This is a genomic window from Gracilibacillus sp. HCP3S3_G5_2, assembly GCF_052063305.1.
Taxonomy (GTDB): domain Bacteria; phylum Bacillota; class Bacilli; order Bacillales; family Amphibacillaceae; genus Gracilibacillus.
Map to the genome: position 1 here is coordinate 427,049 of NZ_JBQHXU010000001.1, position 24,764 is coordinate 451,812.

The window sequence follows — 24,764 nt, forward strand, 5'->3', positions numbered from 1 at the left end:
AAGATAGGAAAAAATTTTTTATGCCCGTATCTTTCTATGCTTTACGATCGTTATAAAAGTAGAGAGGTTCCAAAAGCTTGAATAAATTAAACGCCAATCGAAGCGTATCCGTCAATGAGGGAGGTTACCATGTGAAAACACAAAAACAGTTAAACCAACTATATCCGGGGCTAAAGAAATATTCGTATTTTCTTACTAAAAATAAATGGGATGCAGAGGATCTCATACAGGAAACCGTCCTAAAAGCTATTCAACATTATCATTCTTCTGAAGTTAGCTCCACACTCTTGAATAAGATTGCTTACCATCAATGGCTAGATACCATTAAAAAAAGGAAGCATGAGGTTGTCCAGATATTGGAGGATGAATCAAGAGAGAGTAATACAACTAAGGCTGACAGATTGATTGATATGGTAAAGTTATTAGTAAATAATCTAACTCCAAAACAAGCAGTTATTTTCATGCTGAAAGAAGCATTCTGTTATCAAGCAAATGAAATAGCTGATTTACTTAATATGACAGAAGAGGCGGTTAAATCTTCCTTCCACAGAGCGAAAAAAAGATTAAAAAACACCTCTTCTTCTCTGCCATCCATTGATTTCTTTTGGCAGGAAGAAGAAAGAGAAGTATTATATGACCTGCTGTACCAATCCCTTCAGGCAGATGACCCGGTTATATTAATTGATGCTATTTCCATATTACATTCATTCACAGAAACTCCTAAATTGGCGAAACGAAAATATGCAGGTTCACCTCTCCATTTTTACTCTATGGCAGCATAGTTAAGGAGGAAATATAATGACTACCATTCCATATGTAATTGAACAGTCTAGTTACGGGGAACGTTCATATGATATATACTCCCGTTTGCTAAAGGATCGAATTGTTCTCATTGGCGATGAAATTAATGATCAAGTTGCGAATATTGTGACAGCCCAATTATTATTTTTAGAAGCCGATAACCCAGAAAAAGATATTTCCATTTATATTAACAGTCCAGGCGGATCTACCTCAGCAGGATTTGCCATATTTGATACAATGGAGCTTATCAAACCAGATGTTAGAACAATTTGTACCGGCATGGCCGCATCTTTTGGAGCCTTATTACTTCTTGCCGGAACCAAAGGAAAAAGGTATGCGCTTCCCAACAGCGAAATAATGCTTCACCAACCTATAGGAGGAACTAAAGGGCAAGCAACAGAGATTGAAATTACAGCTCGACGAATTTTAAAACTCAAAAGTCATATTAACCAAATAATTTCCGATCGTACAGGTCAATCCGTTGAAAAAGTAGCTAAAGATACTGAGCGTGATTACTTCTTAAGCGCACAGGAAGCAATGGTATATGGAATTATTGATCAAATTATTGAAAAAAATGATCAAAAATAAGCAAGTGGTAGGAGAGCATGTCATTTGAGTGTTCTTCTACCAATCAATTCTTCTTCTAAAGTCGTTACTAATTCCGCATAAACCTAACAGCTAAACACTGTATTCATTCATTTTTTGGTATATAGGATCTAGCTAATCATATTTACACTATTCTTCTAATAGGAAATTAGTAGCTTACCCATTAGTAAACAACCTAAAACTTTTATTAATTGGAGAAATCATATTAACCTTTATTTGTTTAACATTATCGAGCTCCTTACTTCCTATACTTTCTTGCCAGTGCTGATGCTCTCCCGATTGCATGATAAGGCTGTCTGAACCTGAAGATAATCGCACATCACGTTGTATCCAAAAATAGGAGTGATCATTTATTCTTTTTAAACTCGTTCCTTCTAAATGAGCATCTCGCCTAAAAATAAAAACTACTTGTACTAATACGTCCGCTCTATCATCCGTTTCGATATGAATGGTCCAATCATTGTCTTTCCGAACAATATCAATCGTAACTTGAAAGGATTGGTTGTGTGTTACATTCCGATATTGATGGGGCAGTAAATACCAGATACCTTTCTTCTTATTATCTTTAGGGAGGTATTCCTCAGGAATGGGGCCAACATATCCTTTCTCTAACACTTTTGTAAGCCGATATCCGTTATCTAATTGCTCAAGGCTATCAAATTCTACTATTCCAGGTGAAAAACTAGTATACACTTTAATACCTAGTATTTCTGCTTTTCCACTACGCAAGGAAAAAAAAGAAGGATTTTTCGTCATAATGGTTGCGCTAGTATCTCCTTTACGATATCTCAAAAACGGTGCGCCGAAGGAAGTATGCGCGCTACTATGTTTAATCCGATTTTCATGACCAACACTTTCGATTGCCTTCAAATTTTCTTTTAGCGGATAATCACGGTTTATTACTTTTTCATAAACCTTTGGAAGTGGTGCTTTTTCGATATCCTCACGCTGGATAAATGGAAACAATAGATAACCTAACATAATATGATTGTTAACAGATCCCATATCAGAAACATGTTCCATTGCTAAGTCTGCCATTGCTTGAAATGTAGGATTATGATCATAATGGGCCATCAATCGATAAATCAAATGGTAGGGTGACAAATCATACCGATCACCTAGATCCTGCCTGCCAGAATAATCTGTTACTACCTCTCCATTTGGATGTACTAAATAGACCATCATGGTTAAGTTATTGCGTACATGATCTAGTAACTCCGGTTTATTTAATAACGTAGCGGTATGGTAAAGGCAAATATCACTAACAGAGTTGTATATACCATTACTTCTTTCAGTCCATTCTCCGTCATCCGTTATATCTAGTCCTTCCTTTAACCATTCTTCTGCTCTTCTCACCAATCTATTATCGTTAAATATAGTGTAAAGGTTTGCCAGAGCAGAAGTTAATACCCACCGATGATTTGGAGTATGACACCCTCCTGTAAGCATTGCTGGCATAGATCTCTTTAAGAATAAATATACTTTGGAGGATAACATTTTCGATCCATCTTCCTCAAGTAAATGATAGATTTGCGAGAACCCAATCACAACAAATCCAGTATCAGGCGGTGAATGATAATTTGTATAGCCAGGTGATATCGTTCCATCATCATGCTGTTTGGTTAACATGTATTCTACCGCATGATTTATTCTAGTTTTTAACTGCTTGTCATGGTAGTAACTAGATTTCGGATTCACATAGGAGGATACCCAACTAGCTATCACACTACCTGTTCCAACATGAGTAGGGCTAGGAATACCTGTGTGGCTGTCTATTATTCCACCAAAATAACGACTTTTAGATTCTAAGATCTGCCTTTCAAAAAATGATGCTGTTTTAAAATCATTTAGTTTGATCAATTTCCTATAAGTATTCATACATTAAATCCCCCGATTTTAGATTTATACCTAACCTTTCAAACCAGCTGTTTAGCAGGTTTGATTATCCCTTCTATCAATACCAACGGGGATTTTCATGTTTCGTCAGTATTTTGTTTTTATACTATTTTACTGTAAGCGATTTCTGATTGCTATAGAAAGTAGGGGACGACGAATAACATTGTAAGAATACCCGCTATTTATATAAACGTTTACATTTTTGGTAAGCGCTTTCTTATTAGGTAAATATTAGCATACTATCTTACTTTTTTCAATAAAATAATTGTATTTTTATATTTTCATTTAGGTTTCTCTTCTCATTAACTGTGTAGGAAGTATTATTTGCCTTGGAGCAATTTTATTACTATTTTCCATTTGTTCTATTAATACATTAACGACTGTATGCCCCATTTCATGAATGGGTTGATTAATTGTTGTCAAAGCTGGGGAAATAATACTAGAAGTGCTCATATCATCAAAGCCTACAATAGAAATATCATGAGGTACAGATACATTTTTCTCCTTCAAGCCCTTTAATGCGCCATATGCAATTAGATCATTTGCGCAAAACATTGCTGTGAATTTTTGCTTATTATTAAGTAATTCTATCACTGCATGATACCCAAATTCTATAAAATTAGACTCCTTACGTGCTGTATAAATAATATCCTCTTGTATCGGAAGATTGTTCGTCATCAAGCAATTTCGATAACCAAGCTCTCTTGATTTAGAGACTCGATCCGTTCCAAGAAATGCTATACGCTTGTGTCCTTTAGATATTAAATATTCTACCGCATCGATCGCTCCACCCAAATGGTCAACGTCTACAGAAATAATGTTTGCTAAGTTTTGACATTGTAGTCCTACCATCGATTTATCATTTTCACGAAAATAAGAAAGCATTCCTTTTACTGTTTCATCTACTCCATCTATCAACGGTCCGAAAATAATACCATCTACATTTCTTTCTTCAAATAGTTCCAATACAGATATTAATTTTTGTTTTTCTTTATTATGAGATGCAAGCAATAGAGCATAACCTTTATTCCATAAAGCATTTTGAATAACTTCAGCTAATTCTGGCCAGTAGCTTGCTAAATCTGGAAGAATAAACCCTATCATTTTTGTCTTCTTTTGTTTCATTGATCTAGCGTTATAATTTGGCTTAAAATTTAATTCCTCAATTACTCGTAGTACTTTATCCCTAGTTGATGATTTTACTTTATCCTGACCATTAATAACTCTAGAAACAGTAGCAATTGACACATTCGCCTTTCTTGCAACATCTTTGATCGTTTTTTTCACAATCATTCAGATCCCTTCTCGTAGATAAATCTAAATGGATACAATTATATAATAATTAAATAATACTAAAAACTCAAGACTTTTTTACTAATTATAATGATGTCCTCGATATCTACATTGATAATTTTTTGCTAGGTTGATCATCATTTAAAACTACAACTTTTTAAACATGATTGTTTGCAAATCCTTAAAGCCCATACGATGATAGATATCTTTTGCAAAGTTATTGGCATATACATTAAGACGTATTTCATTAAAACCGCGCAGTTTACTTTCTAACATCGCAGCTTGTAATAATTGCTTGGCAATGCCTAAATTTCGGTATGGAGGTAAGACATATACTTCAAAGATAAATGCATGATGCAAATTAGTGATAAAGTCAATATTTTCGCCAAGAAGAATCCAGCCGACAATTTCCTGATTGGGATTTTCATATACTAAATAATATCCTGCCTGTTCAAGGTTAAACATGGCTAGTTGTACAGCTTTTTCCTGACTGATAGCATCTTTTGAGAACATCCCTTCATTTGCTACGTCTTTCGCCTTTGACAAAATAAACTGCACATCTTTATTAGTTGCTTTTCTAATCATCGTTATGCTCCTTACATAATATAGTAATAATATGAGACGATGATCAGCAGGGGTTTTGATACCCACTGATCATTAGCTAAACTTTCCTTATGTTACTTGAAGCTTGAAGAGGGGAGCTTACAGACGCGTTTAGTACCGTAATAAAAGATCGCCTCCTCACTAACAGTAAGCGAAATGGATAGCGATGATCCTTCCGTTTTTTACTTTTAGTCCTCTTCTTAATAAAGCATAATATGTATCGGATGGTGATAACGTACATATGGTTCTATGTGCGCTTGATGGATAGATTGGGCTGTTCAGATGTTCCGATGATACGGAAACTTGGATGTGATGAAACGCTAGGAATTGATTAATGGCAGACATGGGACGTTTAATGGTCACGAAGTTTCTGTTCCTTTAGACGACTTGTATAGCAAGTTATATGTGCTCTTATATGAAAAGATCATCTGAGGGATGAAAACAGAGTAAATTACTTGAAGTCAGAAGTATATTGTTTGACCGTTCCAGGTTCCGATTTCCTTAAGGATATCCATAGTAAAACAATGAAAGGCTACAAACTAAGAGATATAATGAAGCATATCTCCATTTGTAGCCAATTAAACATGACGGGCTATGCGATATTACACTTAAAAAGGACTATCACTTATTTGTTCTTCAGGTGCGTGATTGCCAATATTTTATTCTATTGAGGTATGGAGTTTTCAGCGTTTATATAACCAGCACCATAAATATTATTATCAAGATCCTTCCATAAATCAGTTCCTTCCTTCAACAATTCCTTTATCTCATCGGGGGTTAAGTCGGGGTTTTGCTCTTTCATTAAACTAACTATTCCCGCACAAATTGGTGTCGCCATCGATGTACCTGACATGATAAAGTAATCCCCTTCAACACGATTACTTTTTTGTAGTCGATCAGTATAAGAATTAGGTGAACGTAAGGATATAATATTCACACCAGGTGCAAGGATATCAGGCTTTACTTCACCATAGATCGTCGGTCCTCTACTAGAAAAGCTTGCCACGTCATCATCACTACGAGTATCAGCAGTGTCCCGATCATCTAGTGCACCAACTGTAATAACTTGATCACTAAGACCCGGACTTGCAATGGTCTGTGGATCGGGCCCACTATTACCTGCTGCAACACATACGGTAATCCCACTCCTCCAGGCTTCCTCCACAATTTGAACTAACGGATCTCGATCTTCTTCTCCATAGTCCTGTGGCGCGGTCCCCAATGACATACTCATAATATCAATTGGACTAGTCACATTATTTTCATTATATTGGATACACCATTCTACGCCTTGTATGATTGTATCTAACGTTCCGGAACCCATCTTATTTAAGACTTTTACTCCTACAACGTTAGCTTCTGGAGCAGGTCCCCTATACTTTCCAGAAGAAGCGGAGCCATTTCCGGCTGCATCTCCGGCACAATGCGTTCCATGACCATTATCATCATAAGGTTGAGACCGATTATTAATAAAATCGACAAAGTCAGTGATTCTTTCAGATAAATCCTGATGAGGATATATACCTGTGTCTATAATAGCGATTTTGGTATCTCGTCCTGTTAAGGTTGTATTATTTCGAACCACTTGTTTCGCGTTAGATGATTCAACCGCAACATCTAATAAAGCTTGAACCTCTTTATTCTTATAAACCTTCTTGATGTGCTTACAATTGGTTAGTACTTCTTCTAAACTTTCAGGTGTCATATCTACTGAACAACACGAAATTCTAGAGTAATAATGATATAGTCTATTTTTTCTATTCTTTTTCGCAATTTGTTCTATTTGATGACACCCGGAATCATAAGCCTCAGGGTGAAATTGAACGATAACAGACAGTTTTTTCTTGCGCATTAGCCTTTTTTCAAAAAATCGATGCAAAAAGCAAGGTGTATATTTAAAAGGCTTATACAGATAAATCAACTCATCACGCAAAGGACGATCTAATTTACTCGCATTGTGACGTACTGTCTGAATCATCGAATAATCAAACAAATTATCCCCTCATTTCTACTTTTTTACAACCTATGAGAGAATGAAAGGTTTAGTATCCTTGATTGTCCATAAAATGTCGAAAATAGGCGAACTAACATCAATGATACAGTTACAGCATCAGCACTTGATAAAATCATAGCTAGCAATCATTTTCCAGTATCTGCAGCAATAATATTACATTCATTATTTGTGTTTTTACTCTATATACTAGTAGTAAAAAGCAAGATAGTTTGGAGAGGAGATAAAAATGAATAAATCTCGAATTGTTCGTAATCTAAATTTAGATTGGAAATTCCACAGAGGTGAGGAGCCACAAGCATGGTATAAGGGCTTTGATGATTCTGACTGGCAAGATATCACCATTCCTCACGATTGGTCCATTAAAGAGCCATTTTCAAAAGAGCATTCAAGTGGAACTGGTTATGTTGCTGGCGGAATCGGATGGTATAGAAAGATATTCACTGTTTCTTCTGAATTAAAAAACAAAAAAATTTTTATTACCTTCGAGGGTATTTATAATCATTCCCAAGTCTGGTGCAATAGCTATTACCTTGGCAAACGTCCATATGGATATAGCACGTTCACATATGACATCACAGATTTTGTTACCGCTGGGGAGTCGAATGTTATATCAGTAAAAGCGAATCATCAAGATGTCGCTGATTCCAGATGGTATACTGGGTCTGGGATTTATCGGGATGTCTATTTAACCATTACCGAGCCAATTCATATTGACCAATATGGTGTATTCGTGACTAGTCCCGAAGTATCTAATCGTGAAGCTATCGTTTCAGTCAATGTTCATATCAACAATATGACGAGCAAATGTGAAACAGTTCAAATCAAAAATACTCTACTTGATCAAGCAAAAAATGAAATCGGTTACTATACTGAAACAAAAGATATTAATGGAGAATCCTCCACAACTGTAGTACAGACGATAGGTGTAAAAGAACCGAAATTATGGTCACCTGATCATCCTTATCTCTACACTGTCAGAACCGAAATTATGCAACATAACGAGGTTATTGACGAAGTAACAACTAAAACAGGGATTCGCTCCATTTCATTTGACCCGAAGAAAGGCTTTTTCCTAAACAATAAAAATATGAAAATAAAAGGTGTTTGTGTACACCATGACGCAGGGAGCTTAGGAGCAGCTGTCCCACCAAAAGTATGGATACGCCGACTTAAAGCTCTAAAAGAAATGGGATGTAATGCGATAAGAATGAGCCACAATCCGCCAGCACCTTATTTACTAGATTTGTGTGACAGCATGGGGTTTTTAGTCATGGATGAAGCATTTGATGAATGGGAAGGTGTGAAGAACAAATGGTCTATTGGACATAATGTCTATCCTCCTAAACATTATGGATATTTTGAAGACTTCCCACAATGGGGAGAAACAGATTTGAAGGAAATGGTTTTACGAGACAGAAATCATCCATCGATTATTTTATGGAGTATCGGCAATGAAATAGATTATCCGAATGATCCTTATTGCCACCCTTCATTTGAAAGAATGACAGGCAATAACGATGCCAATAAACCAACTACTGAGAGACTCTATGATCCTAATAAGCCAAACGCAGAAAGACTGACAACGATCGCCAAACAGCTTGTTAAATATGTAAAAGAGTGTGACCCTACACGACCTGTTACAGCTGCGCTAGCTTTCCCAGAGCTATCAAATCTAACTGGTTATGCTGATGCACTAGATGTTGTCGGTTACAATTACAAAGAGCAGCTTTATCAAGAGGATCTTAAAAATTATCCAGATCATGTCATTTATGGGAGTGAAAACAGTCCCCGTTTAGAGGATTGGTTAAAAGTTAGGGACAATGATGCTATTTGTGCTCAATTTATCTGGACGGGCATTGATTATTTAGGAGAAGCAAAAGGATGGCCGGTAAGAGCAGCTCCAGCCGGATTTTTAGACCTTGCTGGCAATAAAAAAGCAAGCTATTATTATCGACAGAGCCTTTGGAGTAAGGAGCCCATGGCCTTCTTGGCTGTAAAGAGAAAAGACGATCCCGAATCAGAGCGTAATCCTAGATGGAAAGGAGATCCTCATTGGAACTGGCATGATGGAGAACAACTAGATGTCTTTTGTTATACCAATTGTCAAGAAGCGGAGTTATTTCTGAATGATACATCCATAGGATCAAAAAAAATGAAGGAGACTGATAGTTATCTTCAATGGCAAGTACCCTTTCAAGAAGGGATATTAAAAGTAATCGCCAAAGATCATGACAACAAGGAACATATCCATCAACTTATTACTGCTTCCAAACCTAAGAAGTTTGATGCTGTGGTAGACGATCAAGAATTGAAAGCGGATGGTCAGGATATAACACATATCGACATACAAATTATAGATGAGAATGGCAACCCTGTTTATCATGCAGATAATCAAATAGACCTTTTCATTGATGGACCAGGAGAAATTATTGGACTGGAAAATGGTAACATTCAAGATACACAAACCTATAACACTAGTTATAGAAAAGCCTACCATGGGAAACTCGTTGCCTTTGTACGTGCATCAACTGAAGAAGGGATGATTATTATAAACATAAAATCAGAAGGGTTAGATACAGCACACTTGTTTATTCCAGTTAAAAAATAATTTAATTTATCACTCACAACTTTAACGTTTTCTGTTTCTTAATCCTATAAAGCAAGACTTCGCTCAATGCGGGTTTAATAATAAACAACAAATCTTAGCATACTTTTGCTAGATTTGTTGTTTATCTTTGTTTTTACTAATGCTTGAATAGAGTGAAGAATTAAGCTCCAGCCTAAATGACGTCCCACTCGTATAGCACTTCAGACAAAAAAAGCATACCTCTATACAATGGGTATGCGTAAAAACTTAAGCCGGTTGGGTTATTCTGTTATTTTGAGTGTCCACCTTTTCAAAAGCGAGATAAGTATAGCGCATTATCAGGAAACACCATACACTGCCCGAGAAAAATATAAAAAGGACGGGAAATGAAGCTGTTACATAATAGACAACAAAAGTGGCAAATGCCATATATATCGTTCGTAACGGATAAGAAGCTCCAATAATAAAGGCATATTTAAAGCATTCCATTAATCTAATTTCGTAATGAACATATACAGGAAATACAAAAAAAGTCACCATTAAATAGTAAAAAGACACAGGTATTAAAAGCAGCATCATTGTCAGTTGAAATGAACCATCTAAATTTCTGACTAATAAATAATCTACATATAGAACGACTCCGCCGATCGTGATTATATACCCAATAATATTGGCTTTTAACATATGACTTTTGAAGAGGAGCAAAAATGTTTTAATGATCGGTTCATCCCTATTTCCTTTGATCCAACGCCTTGCAATCGTAAACATTGCTACTGTAGCCGGAAAAAAGCCTGCAAAGCCTAACCCGATAACAGTGAAAGTAATCCAAAGTAAATTCAATAAACTAAAGCGCATAACCCACTCAGAAATTTTATAAATAATTGATCCAAATCCACTCACCGATTATCATCCTTTCCCTTCATCATAGAAAGAACCTCCACCGTTACTTATCTATGGGAACACCTTCTAACTCTTAACAGCACCTGCTACTCCTTCAATAAAGTATCGCTGCATAATAATGAAAATAATCATAACCGGTAACAAAGATATCGTAGCTCCTGCTGCCATTCCGGAGAAATCGACCGCATATGTCTGCACAAAGCTCTGCATACCAACTGCTAACGTTCGCAATTCAGGCTTATTAATGGTTAATACAAGTGGTACCAAGAAAGAACTCCATGTCCAAATAAATTGCATAATCGCAGTAGTTGCAACAATTGGCATACTTAACGGTAACATGACTTTACTGAACACTGTTAGAAACCCTGCACCATCGATTTCTGCTGCTTCTTCAATTGACTTTGGCAAATTCGCAAAGAATGAAGCAAACATCAAAATAAACAACACATGTGCACCAGAAGCCTCTGCTACAATGATCCCGAGAATCGAATCAGCTAGTCCCATATTACTTACCAGCTTAAATAACGGGATGATTGTGTAGCCTTTCGGAATAAACATAATCGCCACTACACAAATCATAATTATTTTCCTACCAGGGAAGTCAATCCGTCCTAATGCATAACCTGTTAAGGAGGAAAGTAAAATGACAATGACAACAGTAGATACGGTAAAAATGACGGTGTTGAGGAAATAACCTGAGAAGTTTGCTGTATACCAGGCATCTGTGTAATTTTGCCATTGAAATTCTTCAGGGAGAAGCGCCGTACCGCTTGTTAGGAACTCCTGATTTGTTTTAAGTGAAGAAAACACCATCCATACAAAGGGATATATCCAAATGATCCCGAAAAGGATTAATAACACATGTATCACAAGGCGTGCCGATTTAGTTGAAATCATAGATTCACACCACCTTTTCTTCTTTTACTTCCTTTAAGTTTTACGATCTGTTTCCCAAATGAAGCAGCACCAAATATCATACTAATAACAAACGTAAATAAGCCTAATAAAACACCTGCCGCTGAAGCATACCCCATTCGTACTTGACCACCTCCAAGTTGGCTCGAAAAAGCAAAATTGTAGATAAATAGATCCATAGTTTCTGTCGCAAAGTTAGGGCCACCATTTGTCAGAGTTTTAACTAAATCAAATGCATTAATACCGCTCACTAAAGACAATAGAATAATAACGGCGGCGATCGGTTTTAATAATGGTAGTGTGACGTGCCTTAAGATCGACCAGAACCCAGCCCCATCAAGTTGTGCAGATTCATATAATTCATTTGGAATAGATTGCAGTCCTGCCAGCCAATATACCATATTAATTCCAAGACCCTTCCATGAACCAATGACAATCAGGAGAATAACCGCTAACATAGGGTCTGTTAACCACGGGATCGGCTTATCAATCAAATTAACATTTAAAAGCAGTTGATTAACAAAACCATTAATTCCGAAGATATTTCCCATAATAATCCCGACAATAGCCGTGGTCGTTACAACTGGAAGAAAATAAATTACCCGATAAAAGCCTTTTCCATTTAACTTTTGATCATTTAATATAATCGCTAAAATTAATGCGCCACCAACCCCTAATATCGTTGTACCTAAAATATAATAGATCGACACGATAGCAGAATTCCAAAACCTTGGTGATGTTAATAGCTGCTGATAATTTGCCAAACCAACAAAATCATTTAAGGGGCCAATCCCTGTCCACTCGTAAAAGGAATACACATAACTCATCACGATCGGATAAGCAGAGAAAATAAAAAACACGATGATTTGTGGAGCAAGAAAAATATATGCCCAAAGAGTCTTTTTTCTCTTTAAGGTTTTCAGTTTTGTATTTTGCTCTGACTTCTCAGTTATATTAGACAAAACACTTTCACCCCTTCTAACCATTTTTTTGAATAAAGGATGAGGTTGGGACAAAACGAAATAGGGAGTATCAGGATCCGAACGGTCTGAATAAATACGAGGACTCCTCTTGGTGGCTAACTACGATCCCTTCCTGTGGCTAACGCCGACACTTGATCGTCCAGATCTTCGCAACTTACACTTAGCTGAAGTCGTACCCATAGAAAGCAAAGTATGTTGCCGAAGCGCTGATAGCGTACAGATATTAATGTTCGGATCTTTCCTCCTTCACCACTCTGTTGCCCCAACCTCACGTATATTATTTCGCTAACCCTTTAATGGGGATTATAATCCCACCCACTTTATCTCAGCTCATCATATTTATCCATTGTATAAGGTTCAAAAGGCTCCCAATTCGGGTAAATATAATCGTCTTGAGATACCTCTGGAAATTCATCCAGTGTTTCAAAGAAAGCATCTTTCATTTCCTGATCAATCTTTTCTATTTCTGCTTCAAGGTCATGAATGTTTCCTGTGATGTACCCAACAACAACATCACCAATACCACCAACTTCTAATTTATTGCGATAGGCCTTATTAAATTCAACAATTTCAGGATTAAATTCTGCTGGTTTTGGTACAGGTATTGCCAGCTCATTTTCTAACTCGAGAATATCTTGATACTGTTCAAATGGCGGTTCTCCACCGACATCTTCTTTAGCCGGAAGTCCTGCACCTGTATTTACATAAACCACTTCATGAAGATGTTCGATGGCATATTCCAAGAAAGTTTTCACTTCTTCCCAATGTTCCGTTTCATTATCCACTCGGATACTGGTTGCCTCTGATCCAGCATGGAAATAATATGGTTTGCCATCTTTCGTAGGAAGTGGTGCTACTCCCCAGTTTTCAAACCCTGTCTCGACAACTAACTGCCTTCCTACCCAATCCCCGCTCCAAAGAAACGCACTTTGACCAACAGAAAAAATAGCTTCCGCTTCTCCTAAACCAATTTCAACACTTTGGGGTGCCATGAGTCCTTCATCTAACAGTTCTTTTATAAATTGAGTACTTTCCACCTTACCTTCTGTCAATACTTGCGGAACACCTTCTTTATAATTTTCCTGCCACGGAACCTCTGGCGTTATGGCTGTTCCCATCATAGAAACTAGCTGCTCATTTGCCCAACCCGGATTATTCCATACGATTGGATAAACAGCACCACCAGATTCATCAATAATTCGTTGACCAAGCTCTTTAAATTCATCCCATGAAGCAGGAATATCGTCTTCTGTTAAACCTAACATGTCAAAAACATCCTTGTTATAATACATAATCATTGCTTTACTTCTTGCTGAAGCCAAAGGGAATCCATAAACAGAACCGTCTGCTGTTGTTCCGTTCTCATACCAGGTACCTTCCTGGAATTGATTTTTTACTTCCTCTGTAAATATTTCATCAAGGTTTTTTACTGCGTCCACTTCAATTAATTCTGCCAATTCTACCATATTCGTCCACATATCTGGTAAGTTCCCTTCCGATAACGCAGTACGTAATTGTGTTTCTGGTTCAGGCACTTCTTGTTTTTCAATTTTTATTCCTGGATGCTCCGCTTCAAATTGTTCAATTAAATGATCAAATCCACTTCTAAGCTCTGGATATCGATTCCAAAACGTGAGTGTAACACCATCTGTATCCTCCGTATTATTATCTGCATCCTCTTCTTCGCCGTTACAGGCAGTAAACAACAATAAAACCGTCATCAAGCTAAAAACTAACTTACTTATTTTTATCATGGAAGCTCCCCCTTATATTAAGTGATAATTGGATGAAACTGACCAACACTAATTGATAGAATTCACCTCCCATTACAGCTCATCAATTAATGGTAACGTTTACTAAGCTGATCAATAACAGAAATGAAAGAAGTGTACCGCTGCACTGTGATTCGCATGTGTTTACCTACTTATTCATAGAGAAAGGAAAGATGATCGGAGATGCAATCGAAATTGTTACGGCAGGTACCATAAAAGAAACACCTTAATTTGACTAGAATCTTGTTACTGCTTGGCCAACCTATTAATTTTGCTTTATTCTCCCCTTTTTAAAGTAACCGGTTACTATATCTTATTAAGAAAATGAAATAAAATGCTATAAAATAGTAACCGGTTACTTATAAGTTTTGCCCGTCTTCAGGAAATGAAAGGATGTACCCTTTAGTACCGCTGATAAATTGTTTTCACCCTTACTAACCCTTCAGGAGTCTTCGTATTGTGTCTACGGTGATTCTCCTTTTACAAATCCTCATTCTCCCTATTTTATTTTGCCCAGTCTCTTTATTCTTTAAGAAGGTTCACTATTAGTGCTACTACAGGATTCTCTCACTTCTAAATAAGGATCAAGCAGTAAATCTTTATTTTCTCCACTTTCATTACCAGCGTTTATGAGTAGATCGATTGCTTTCTTTCCTAATTCACGATAGGGATGACTGACAGATGTTATTTCAGGACTTGAGTTTTTTGCTAGATCCGTACTATCAAAGCCGACAAAAGCGAAATGCTTCAATTTTTTACGTCTGCATGCCTTTAGAGCCCCGATAATAATTAAATCATTGATTCCGATGATCGCTGTTGGCAACTCCGTTTTATTGAATGTTAGTAATTTATCAATTGCTTCTTCTCCTCTTTGAACATCAAAACCGCTGTACACTTGCCAGCTTTCCTTAAATGGCAGGTTGTACTTCGATAATAGTTTTCGATAAGTATTCACCTTAACATCTGTCGTTGTAATGCCTTCCATACCACCGATAAGACCAATTTTCTTATGACCTAGACTTATTAAGTGATCGATAATTAATTCCATTCCTTTTGCTTCATTCGTACGAACACTATGACAATGAATTCCTTCAACTCTTCCATTAATCATGATAACCGGTAATTTATCTAAGACATGTACTATTTCCTGTACTTCAACTGAATTTGGATTTTGTTTGTTAATTGTTCCACCCATTAGGAGGATACCTTCTACTTGCCGTTCCGACAGGATTCGCAGATATTTTGACTCCATCTCACTGCTATTCATCGAATTACATAACATCAACGTATATCCTTTAGTTAGTGCATACTTTTCCGCTTCAATAAATACTTGAGAAAAAAAAGGATTCGTTATATCTGGCAAAACGAATCCAATCATTTTTGTTTCCTTCTTTGTTAAGCTTCTCGCTACAGCATTAGGCAGATAATCATACTTCTTCACGAGATCAAGCACTTTTTTTCTAGTCTTGGCACTCACTGGATAATTACCAGCTATCACTCTGGAGACAGTAGCCGAAGAAACTCCTGCTTCTTTTGCTATATCGTATATCGTAATTGATTTTTGTTTCATATTATCTACTCTTTCTTTGTTTAAGTATTCTATAAAAATTATATGAATCAAACAACCAAAAATGCATCAATAGTTGATTCGATTAACAAAATACTCATGTTAACCTGAGGCATTCTACCAAATTATGTTTACTTCCGCTAGAAGCAATCCAACGTGATATTCTGTATGCTTGCTCCACGAGAATTTAGGGAATAACAAATGAATAATATGATACGTCTTTTACTTGACATATGTCTTGATTTATGAGAGAATAGCTAAGTTAACAAGAAAACGAAGTAACAAGTAAGTGTATCTGGCATTCTACGGAAAGTTTTTGAAGATACTTATTCACACTGGCGCGACTAAGGGGTCGCAAGGACGTAAGAGCAGGTAGGGCTTACGTTGCTTAAGTTAGAAAATCCCAGTGGAACATGTACCGCGGTAAAGTGAAATTCTAAATAGTGAAATTTCCCACCCGAATTAATCGGGATAAAAAAATAATAAATCTTATGTGTTACTTTGTAATTCAAAGGGGTACTCTTATAGTAAGAGTACCCCTTTTCCAATACATAAAAGGAAGAAAGAAGGTTTTGACATGAGTAAACAATTAGGTACGATTCAACATTTAGAAGTGTTACGCAAAATTGATACCGGTTATGTGTTAGAAGACGACATACTTTTACACCACAACGATACGGATTCAGAACTTGAAGCAGGGCAATCTGTCGATGTTTTTCTTTATCTAGATAAAAAAGGAAATACCGTTGCAACAACACAATTACCAACTATTCAATTCGATGCGTACGGCTGGGCTGAAGTAGTGGAAGTGTTACCACACTTAGGAGTATTTGTTGACATTGGTACATCAAAGGAAATCCTAGTGTCAAAAGACGATTTACCATTGTTCGAAGAGGTATGGCCAAATGTAGGCGATAAGCTTTATGTTACGTTAAGTAAAGATAAGAAAGGACGCCTTCTCGCACTCCCTGCAACTGAAGGTGTTGTGGAAAGAGAATTTGAACCAGCACCAGATGATCTATTGAACAAATCCATCAGTGGTCGCATCTATCGCACAGACAGAGAAGGCTCTGCATGTATGACGAAAGAAGGCTATCGTGGATTTATCCATCACACAGAACGAAAGGAAGAACCACGGTTAGGTGAACTAGTGGAAGGTCGCGTGATTGAAGTGAAGCATAATGGAACATTAAATGTGTCGCTAAGACCATTAAAACAGCACAGTATCGGTGAGGATGCGGACGCAATAATAGAACTATTAGAAGAAAGTGGTGGGGTTATTCCGTTTTCCGACAAAAGTAATCCAGAAGATATCCGCAACACTTTTCACATAAGTAAAGCAGCATTCAAGCGCGCTCTTGGTAAGTTAATGAAAGAAAGAAAAATTGAACAGCGAGATGGAAAAACGTACTTAACCACTAAGGAATAGCACTTGCTTCACATTTTTACCATTTACAACTTCAAGGTCATTCAACATGAATAAAAGCCCAAAGCACTTATGCTCAGGCATACAAGAAGGATTATCCCATTAAGGTTCAATTCAGCTTGGTACTTACCTACTTTTTTAGTACCAAATGTACGATATTGGGCTTCTTTTTGGTACTTAAAGCCGGTTTAAGTACCATATTCGTTTGTTTGCCTTCCTGTTTTGGTACTTAAACGACTTTTTACTACTATTTTGATTCCGCTCTTCTATATTTTGATACTTATTTTCATTTCCGGCAAGTATGACTTATATAACCGGGCATCACATTCTTAAGCTGGTACTCCCTTCTATTAGACCTAGAAATGCTGATCATAGATACTAGTCGAAACTAATATCTATGATCAGCAACTTTTAAAGTTAGATGATTTCCTCTGTTAACACTTTTCGCTGACCACTTTCTACTTCGGTAACAGTTTGAATTTCCGGTTTTTCTCCCTCTATCTTTAGAATGTAGTCTAGTAATCTCTCACGCAAATATTCTTTTACCTTTCTATGGGATTTCAGTTCAATTAAGTTTGTTAATTCATAGGGATCTGCTTCAAGGTCGTATAAAAATTCTTCCTGATAAACCGATGCTGTCTCATACTCAGCAGGATTAAGGGAATAATTAGAAACACTATATTTCCATCTTTTGGTACGAATAGCTCTTCCAACTTGTGATTCACTTATTTGAATAAATACTTCATTCTTCCACTTAGTATCTTTATTAGTTACTAGAGGCAGAAAGGATTGTCCAGATAATTCTTTCGGCACCGTAATTCCTGCTGCATCTAATAATGTAGGCGTAAAATCAATCAGGCTCACCAGTTCTTGCTTTCTGCCTCCTTGGATAAAACCAGGTCCTGTAACAGCTGTAGGGATTCGAATCGAACTTTCATGACAAGAGCGTTTGTATTCCTTGTTTCGTGTTTTAAAGTGGCAGCCATGATCAGATGTAAATAGAACAATGGTATTTTCTTCAATTTGCAGACTTTTTAGTACGTCCATTAATCTGCCTAATGCTTCATCAAGACGCTTTACCATACCATAATAGCCACCTAACTGCTGAAAAGACGTTCCGCTTAATGCTTGAAGGTCTGGTGGTGTCCACTTCGCCGTATATTTTTCCCTATATCCTGTTGGTGCCGGATAATCATCTGTACGATTCTGATGGTGTGGTTCTAAAAAGGATAAAAATAAGAAAAATGGCTGGTCTTTTTTCTTTTCAACAAATCGAATCGCTGCATCTGTCAGTGCATCGACACGGTAACCAGGTAAATCTACTGGTTCTTGTTGGTTATTATATACTCTTGTCCGATATGGTTCAGACGTATGTTCTAAGCCATTAGCGGCAAGCCAGTAATCATATCCCCCTTGTCTTTCTTCACTTACCGGTTCTTCGGCAGCTAAATGCCACTTCCCAATGTATCCGGTATAGTAGCCATTTTCTTTAAAGTAATCTGCTAAAGTCTTTTCCTCCATAGGTAGCGGAATACCATTTCTAAAACACCCTGTCTCGGTTGCATATTTCCCTGTTTGAAAGCAAGCACGGGCTGGTGCACATACAGGTTGGCAGGTAAAGGAATGATACAAGTGTGTACCTTCTTGAGCGATTCTATCAAAATTAGGAGTTAAATCTAATGGATTGCCATGAACACCCGTCGTATCCCAGCGCTGTTGATCCGTAAAAAAAACAACAACGTTCGGTTTACTAGATTGTTGCGTTTTCAACTAATTCGCCTCCTTAATCTATTTCTCTCACATCGACCAATTCATGCTTATCATAATCAAAGTACTTTCCTTCTAATAGGCCAGCTAATGTATGGATGATCCGTACTGTTATTTTATTTTCGCCTTTCCTTAACAGTCCCTCACTAGCTTCCCAAATATAAGGAGACCATGCCTTCACACCTAATGAAACATCATTGACCATTACTTCGACTACATCATGAATTTCATCGATCTCCTCGATAGTTATTCGATAACTAGTGTTTTCTGGAGGATCAAGCTCTATGTTTCTAGTAAATGCAAGCGTACCCGCATAAAAAGGTAACCTTTCAAACGGACCGACCAACGAATGAGTAGTGGTTGGCATTTCTACTAAAATCGGCGTCTTCTCCTCATTAAATTGAACGCCAAAATCTCCTTTGAAATATACAGGATCTACCACACCATCCCAATCTTTATGAATCTTACCTTTAATAGCAATCAGATTTTCTCCTTCAACTAAATAACGTCTTATATCAGAAACGATATTGTTATGATCATATACAAACATTTTCTGCAAAGAATCTGGATCAACCTTATGGTTATTAATAAAGATGGACAAACCTTCAGAGATAGCATTTTTGTCCATCACAAGCGTACAGTCAGCTGGCATTTTTTCTACGATAAAATTTGTCTTGTAATTTACGTTAATCGGATAATTCAATTGAAGCTTCATTGGTGTTCCAAATAATTGCTTAAATGAAACAGGCAACATATTATTTTGAGCCAAATCTTCACATTGATCAATAAAAGTTTTGGCAGTCACTGGACAGCCTTGTATATCAGAGCCTAAGATCTCAAGTAGAAAAGAATCAAACCTTACCATATTTTCATCCTGTGTCTCCAATTGCCATTGTTGCTTACTTGCTATTTCAATGCTTTTTCCTTCACTTTTACTTATTACTTGATCAGAAGTTTCTTCCACCTGCACCATATAGGATTGATAGGGCTCAAACTGTAAATCAATCTGCCGAAAACCATCTCTAAACACCGAAGAAATGTGTGTTCTTTCTCCTTTCTCCAAATCTATTAGAAAGTAGGCATGGTTCTCTCTTGCCTTATAAAGCCCAAGGGAAACTTCGTGTCTGTCCCCTTCCTGATTAGTAATAAAAAGAAGTTCAGAATTATCCAGTTTTCGGTGCTGAACCAAAAAGCTTTGTGATGGATCCTTCACATTGATAAACACTTCTTCATCCAGAATATGATCCAATAAGTTGAATAACATTTTTATGTTATCTGTTGCATGAGAAGAGAATGGAATGAAGAAAGCATTTGATTCTGAGCAATTCTCTCCATTAAATAGTTGTTTCATTTCCTGATAATGACTAGTATCCTCTTCAATATCTTCTGATGGTAATAGTCCATTGGCAACCACCGATCCACCTTGATCAAGGAATAATTTTATTTTGTCCCATGCCCTTTTTTCTAAATTTGTCATTGGCGGGAGAATCAATACCTTATATGTTGCCTTTCCAATGTTTATTTTACCGTCCTCTATTTTTGCCTCCATTAAAATCTCTGGATCCAAGTGATCATAATCTTTATGCGCTTTTGTCAACTCCAGACAAATATCTGCCCAGTCCTTTTTCAATCTTTCGAGCAACGCTTTTTCCTCTTCACATTCTCCTACATATGAAAAAGAGGAAAAGGGATTAGCCATTTTCGTCCAAAAGCTTGTCGTAGGATCTAACACCGCAATTGGACGAACCACTTCTCCTTGTGCCATCAAATAACTAATACGAGAAACATAATCCCCAAGCTTTTTGAAATACTTCCAATAAGGATTTTGAATAAATTGCGAAGGTGGTGCATCATGTTTCACTAAACTATTTAACGTATAAAAAAATGCATGAAAGTTAAAGAAATTAATACCTAAAACTGCAAGTCGATCAACCATCCACTTGGCGTCCTGCAAAGTCATCGACCAACCTACACTATGGAAGCATTCTATGAGAGTTCTATCGCGATTTAGCTGATTACTTAAGGCACTTATCATCTTCGGATTGGCTCTCATACTAAAGAAGTATTTTTTCAATATCCAATCTAAAGGTCGACCAAGCTTCTCATGTGCACTATCTCCACCAGGAACATGACTATAAACCTGACCCGACATTCTTGCTGATGGCACTTCAGCAACATAGTCAATCCCTGCTTTCTCGCACCAGTCATGAATTTGCTTATGGTAAACATCTCTCAGCAATACATGAATCGATTGAAAGTAATGGTAACGGACTTTTGCAGCATGCTCTCCATTAGTGATTAATAAGTATAAATATTCTCTAATGTCGTATCCATAAGTATCTTTTATATAGGGCACAAGCTGTGGTGACCATGGGAATCTCCCTAGTAAATGCGTTTCATCGGTAAACATTCCTTTCACAGTCTGTCCGAAATGTTTACCTACTTTCGATAAGTAGCGCTCATGTGTTACTTGAATAAACGTTTGAATGGCCTCTTTATGCAAAGGGTCCACAAAAGTGCCATAATATTTAAAATCCTCTAATTCCTCTTCAATAAAGCAATGAATCTCCCAATCACCTTGAGGTAGATCCCACTCTAATACTTTTTTTGGACCATACGTAAAGAAACGGCGCTGATTATAGGCTGTTAATCCCGTTTTTTGATAAATATGCTCTACCTGTAAGTTGCCTATTTTTAGCTTAAGATCAATTGCTTTCTCCCATAAAAGTTGTTCCGAATTATGCTTTACAGGAACTGCTTTAGCATAAAGAATTTTCCCCCATGGTAATGGGATGCTAACTCTTTTCTCCCCGTTTACTTTTTCTACATGATGAACAAGCATGGTTTGCTTCGCATCCTTATGCTCTAATGTCACTTCTCCACCAGCCATACCACTTGGATAAGGATATTCATCATATAACCAAACATCCATACCGTAACTTGCAGCTGTCTCGATCGCAAATTCTACTTTTTCAAACCAGCGATCAGACAGATAAGGTATCTCCATTCCTTGTCTTGCACAAATATACACACCTGTTACATGCTTATCTGCCATTTCTTTCAGCTGATTGGAGATTTCCTCATTTGTTAATTCACCATTCCAAAACCAAAATGGATGGATTCCGTACGCTGGTTTAGGATGTTGAAAATCTTCTATTTTCATTTTTCTCACCTCTTTTTAAAACGTTTTCATAAAGAACTTTATCGGATATTTACATTCCCTACAATAATACTTTTTTGGTTTTATATAAGACTTTTTTGATCCATTTCTCTTTTTTTGATTACTACTCTTTTCGATGAAGCGAACGATATTCACTTGGTGTGACGCCTTCGCTTTTTTTAAAGAGGCGATTAAAATAGCTGTGGCGGTAACCAATGCCTTGGGCAACCTGATTAATTTTTAAATCTGTTTCGATCAGCAATTCCTTTGCCTTATTCAATCTAATATGCGTTAAATAATCAATAAAATTCCAGCCAGTAATCTCTTTAAATACTTTGCTTAAAATAGAGGGATTTAATTTTACTTGCTCTGCACACTCATCTAGCGAAATATCATTCATATAATTTTCTTCTAACAGTTTTATTACTTTTTCGATGATAATTTGTAGCCTTTGATTTTTCTTTTGTGACAACTCGTCAATCATAGGATCAATAACTTTTAGTTCAAACCAGCGATTAATTTCTTCCATATCTTTAATTGCATTTAATTGTTGGTACAAATTAGCTCCTTTATCAACAAAGTCATTCATTAAACCGGATTGCATCGCAACCTGAAGGATACTACCTAATAATTGAAATGCAACTTGTTTAAAGAGTGCTTCGTTCGTATAGTTAGAAATTACCGCTTGGAAAAAATCACGCAATAAACGTTTCGTCTCTTCTTTATCCCTTAACCGAATTGCTTGCGATATTTGCTTTTCGATATCAAATGGATATACGAGTGTTTCTTTTCTCTTTGTTAATTGATCAATGTTGTCCATCTCAATAATTTGATTATTTTCATGGAGATTACGGAAACTTAAAGCATTTTTTGTTTCTTCAAAATGATTAGGTATCAATTTGATACTAGCTATTTTCCTGCTGATACCAATGGAGACATCCATCTTACAAATTTGATTAATATAGTTGATCATCTCTTCACTTATTTCAACTAGTTCTTGTTTTAATTCAGGATAAGAGCTTCGATCATCATAAGTAATAAAAACACCTAAAGAAAGATCATGAAAATTAATTACATCTGCTTGCATGTTGGCATTGCGCATTAGTTCCTCAGTTATATTACTAGCGACAAAGGTTATGAGTCCTTCATCCTCTCCAAACTTATCTTTGACTTTAGCAAAGCCGAACAATTGAATATACATTAATAGATAATGATGTTTTTTCACCGTCCAGCCAAAGTGCTCCATTCGCTCTATTAGGATTTTTTCAGGGTATGAATAGAAAAAACCTTGGATTAATTGTAATAAGAAACCTTGCCGTAAGTATGGTAGCTGGCCTTTTAATCTCTTTTGAAGCTGTTCACTTTCGGTAGAGAGATTCTCCCATTCTTGCTCAATTATTTCAAATTCACTTATAGCTCCTCGCCCCCGATTTCGGTTCATTTTTTCCAACAGTTTTTTAACAGGCGCATATAACTTATTCGAAACAAATATCGTTAACATAATTGCAATAATCAGCATGCTGAAACTGATAATGAGAAATAATTTAGAAATAAATACTACTGGCTCAATAATCGTGGATAAAGGGGCAACCGATATGTATTTCCAATCTTCCTGTAACCGCGAAATCGTATCATAAGTGACTGTATAGCGCTCCTCTCTCCAGTTGAAGACGGAAGGTTCCTTCAACATATCGTTCTCTTCTATTTCAGTTAATACTTCCTTTTCAAAGATGGTTAAATTGTCGCGCCCATCTTCCGTAAAAATCCAATCAGACTCATTTCTCTGAATAAAAACAGATCCTGCATCATAGGGTGATTTAATTAATTCGAGTAATGCTTTTTTGTTTAGAAAAACAATAATAGACGCGGATTCAGGTGAATGAAAGGTGGTAAGTTTATGTACTAATTTAATCGGAGCATATCGATCTTCATACCCAGATTCAATTGGCTTTACATCCGATGTCCAGAAAATATTACGATCATAACTTTGTAACAGATCCTGATAATTTTGATGCTCCTCATTCGTTGTTAAATGAAAATAGCCATCTTTTGAAAAAACTAAAGGCTCAGGTTCATTGACAAATAATTCTACTCTTCCAATTAATGGATTGGATCCTTCCATAATTAATAATGTGTTATAAATTCGATGTACGTTTTCATATTCAGATACAACATCCACACTGTTATACGTGTTCATGAAGTTAGAATCAGATGCCCAATGTCCAAGTAATAGTTCAATATTTGTTAAATGCTCATCAATCGTTTCAATCGTTTTATTTAAATAATTTTCATGGACTTCATGTAGCTCCTGTTCCATTTGTGTCTTACTTACGATAAATAATATAAACGTAAAGATGATGCCTGGAAGACTTGTAACAAACAAAAAAACAATTAAGTTTTTGCGATAATTTTTGTTTAATAATAAATGTGTGATATACGTACGATATCTTCGGACTTCTTGACGCAATAACCTT

16 protein-coding genes are annotated in these 24,764 nt (G+C 36.5%); 4 read left to right on the forward strand and 12 right to left on the reverse strand.

What is annotated here, in order from left to right; all coding sequences use genetic code 11:
- The first annotated feature begins 131 nt into the window (after positions 1–131).
- A complete protein-coding gene (locus ACTNEP_RS02045) occupies positions 132–782 on the forward strand; it encodes a sigma-70 family RNA polymerase sigma factor (RefSeq protein WP_441159882.1) in 651 nt (216 codons plus the stop codon).
- Between the two features lie 16 nt (positions 783–798).
- On the forward strand, positions 799–1,389 hold the full coding sequence (clpP, locus tag ACTNEP_RS02050; RefSeq protein ID WP_441159883.1) for an ATP-dependent Clp endopeptidase proteolytic subunit ClpP: 591 nt from the start codon (positions 799–801) through the stop codon (positions 1,387–1,389).
- A gap of 174 nt (positions 1,390–1,563) precedes the next feature.
- Here clpP and ACTNEP_RS02055 read toward each other — a convergent pair whose 3' ends face one another.
- From ACTNEP_RS02055 to ACTNEP_RS02070, 4 genes are all read right to left on the reverse strand, one after another.
- Complete coding sequence (locus tag ACTNEP_RS02055) at positions 1,564–3,285, reverse strand: hypothetical protein (RefSeq protein ID WP_441159884.1); 1,722 nt, start codon at positions 3,283–3,285, stop codon at positions 1,564–1,566.
- Between the two features lie 303 nt (positions 3,286–3,588).
- Complete coding sequence (locus ACTNEP_RS02060) at positions 3,589–4,596, reverse strand: LacI family DNA-binding transcriptional regulator (protein WP_441159885.1); 1,008 nt, start codon at positions 4,594–4,596, stop codon at positions 3,589–3,591.
- A gap of 147 nt (positions 4,597–4,743) precedes the next feature.
- Entirely contained in the window at positions 4,744–5,181 is a 438-nt protein-coding gene (locus ACTNEP_RS02065) for a GNAT family N-acetyltransferase (RefSeq protein WP_441159886.1), read from the reverse strand.
- A gap of 682 nt (positions 5,182–5,863) precedes the next feature.
- Positions 5,864–7,192 carry a S8 family peptidase gene (locus ACTNEP_RS02070; protein ID WP_441159887.1) on the reverse strand — a complete coding sequence of 443 codons (1,329 nt, stop codon included), beginning with the start codon at positions 7,190–7,192 and terminating at the stop codon, positions 5,864–5,866.
- Positions 7,193–7,439: 247 nt separating this feature from the next.
- Between ACTNEP_RS02070 and ACTNEP_RS02075 the strand changes: the two genes are divergently transcribed.
- Positions 7,440–9,821 carry a glycoside hydrolase family 2 TIM barrel-domain containing protein gene (locus ACTNEP_RS02075; protein ID WP_441159888.1) on the forward strand — a complete coding sequence of 794 codons (2,382 nt, stop codon included), beginning with the start codon at positions 7,440–7,442 and terminating at the stop codon, positions 9,819–9,821.
- A 246-nt stretch (positions 9,822–10,067) separates the two neighbouring features.
- On the opposite strand, the gene ACTNEP_RS02080 is transcribed toward ACTNEP_RS02075, so the two are convergent.
- The 5 genes from ACTNEP_RS02080 to ACTNEP_RS02100 all read right to left on the reverse strand — a co-directional run bounded on the left by ACTNEP_RS02080 (position 10,068) and on the right by ACTNEP_RS02100 (position 15,940).
- Positions 10,068–10,700 carry a YesL family protein gene (locus ACTNEP_RS02080; RefSeq protein WP_441159889.1) on the reverse strand — a complete coding sequence of 211 codons (633 nt, stop codon included), beginning with the start codon at positions 10,698–10,700 and terminating at the stop codon, positions 10,068–10,070.
- Positions 10,701–10,766: 66 nt separating this feature from the next.
- Positions 10,767–11,597, reverse strand: coding sequence for a carbohydrate ABC transporter permease (locus ACTNEP_RS02085; protein ID WP_441159890.1), 831 nt, complete (start codon positions 11,595–11,597; stop codon positions 10,767–10,769).
- Positions 11,594–12,577, reverse strand: coding sequence for a carbohydrate ABC transporter permease (locus tag ACTNEP_RS02090; protein WP_441159891.1), 984 nt, complete (start codon positions 12,575–12,577; stop codon positions 11,594–11,596). The genes ACTNEP_RS02085 and ACTNEP_RS02090 overlap by 4 nt, the downstream gene beginning before the upstream one ends.
- Before the next feature lie 341 nt (positions 12,578–12,918).
- Complete coding sequence (locus ACTNEP_RS02095) at positions 12,919–14,352, reverse strand: ABC transporter substrate-binding protein (RefSeq protein WP_441159892.1); 1,434 nt, start codon at positions 14,350–14,352, stop codon at positions 12,919–12,921.
- A gap of 547 nt (positions 14,353–14,899) precedes the next feature.
- The gene (locus tag ACTNEP_RS02100) at positions 14,900–15,940 is read right to left on the reverse strand and encodes a LacI family DNA-binding transcriptional regulator (protein WP_441159893.1); all 1,041 of its coding nucleotides are present in this window, start codon (positions 15,938–15,940) and stop codon (positions 14,900–14,902) included.
- Between the two features lie 574 nt (positions 15,941–16,514).
- Between ACTNEP_RS02100 and ACTNEP_RS02105 the strand changes: the two genes are divergently transcribed.
- Positions 16,515–17,366, forward strand: a complete 852-nt coding sequence (locus ACTNEP_RS02105) for a CvfB family protein (RefSeq protein ID WP_441159894.1) — start codon at positions 16,515–16,517, stop codon at positions 17,364–17,366.
- Between the two features lie 414 nt (positions 17,367–17,780).
- Here the strand turns inward: ACTNEP_RS02105 and ACTNEP_RS02110 are convergent, their stop codons facing one another.
- The 3 genes from ACTNEP_RS02110 to ACTNEP_RS02120 all read right to left on the reverse strand — a co-directional run bounded on the left by ACTNEP_RS02110 (position 17,781) and on the right by ACTNEP_RS02120 (position 24,757).
- Complete coding sequence (locus tag ACTNEP_RS02110; protein WP_441159895.1) at positions 17,781–19,133, reverse strand: sulfatase-like hydrolase/transferase; 1,353 nt, start codon at positions 19,131–19,133, stop codon at positions 17,781–17,783.
- A gap of 13 nt (positions 19,134–19,146) precedes the next feature.
- Complete coding sequence (locus ACTNEP_RS02115; protein ID WP_441159896.1) at positions 19,147–22,293, reverse strand: glycosyl hydrolase; 3,147 nt, start codon at positions 22,291–22,293, stop codon at positions 19,147–19,149.
- 121 nt (positions 22,294–22,414) lie between these two features.
- On the reverse strand, positions 22,415–24,757 hold the full coding sequence (locus ACTNEP_RS02120) for a helix-turn-helix transcriptional regulator (protein WP_441159897.1): 2,343 nt from the start codon (positions 24,755–24,757) through the stop codon (positions 22,415–22,417).
- Positions 24,758–24,764 lie beyond the last annotated feature (7 nt).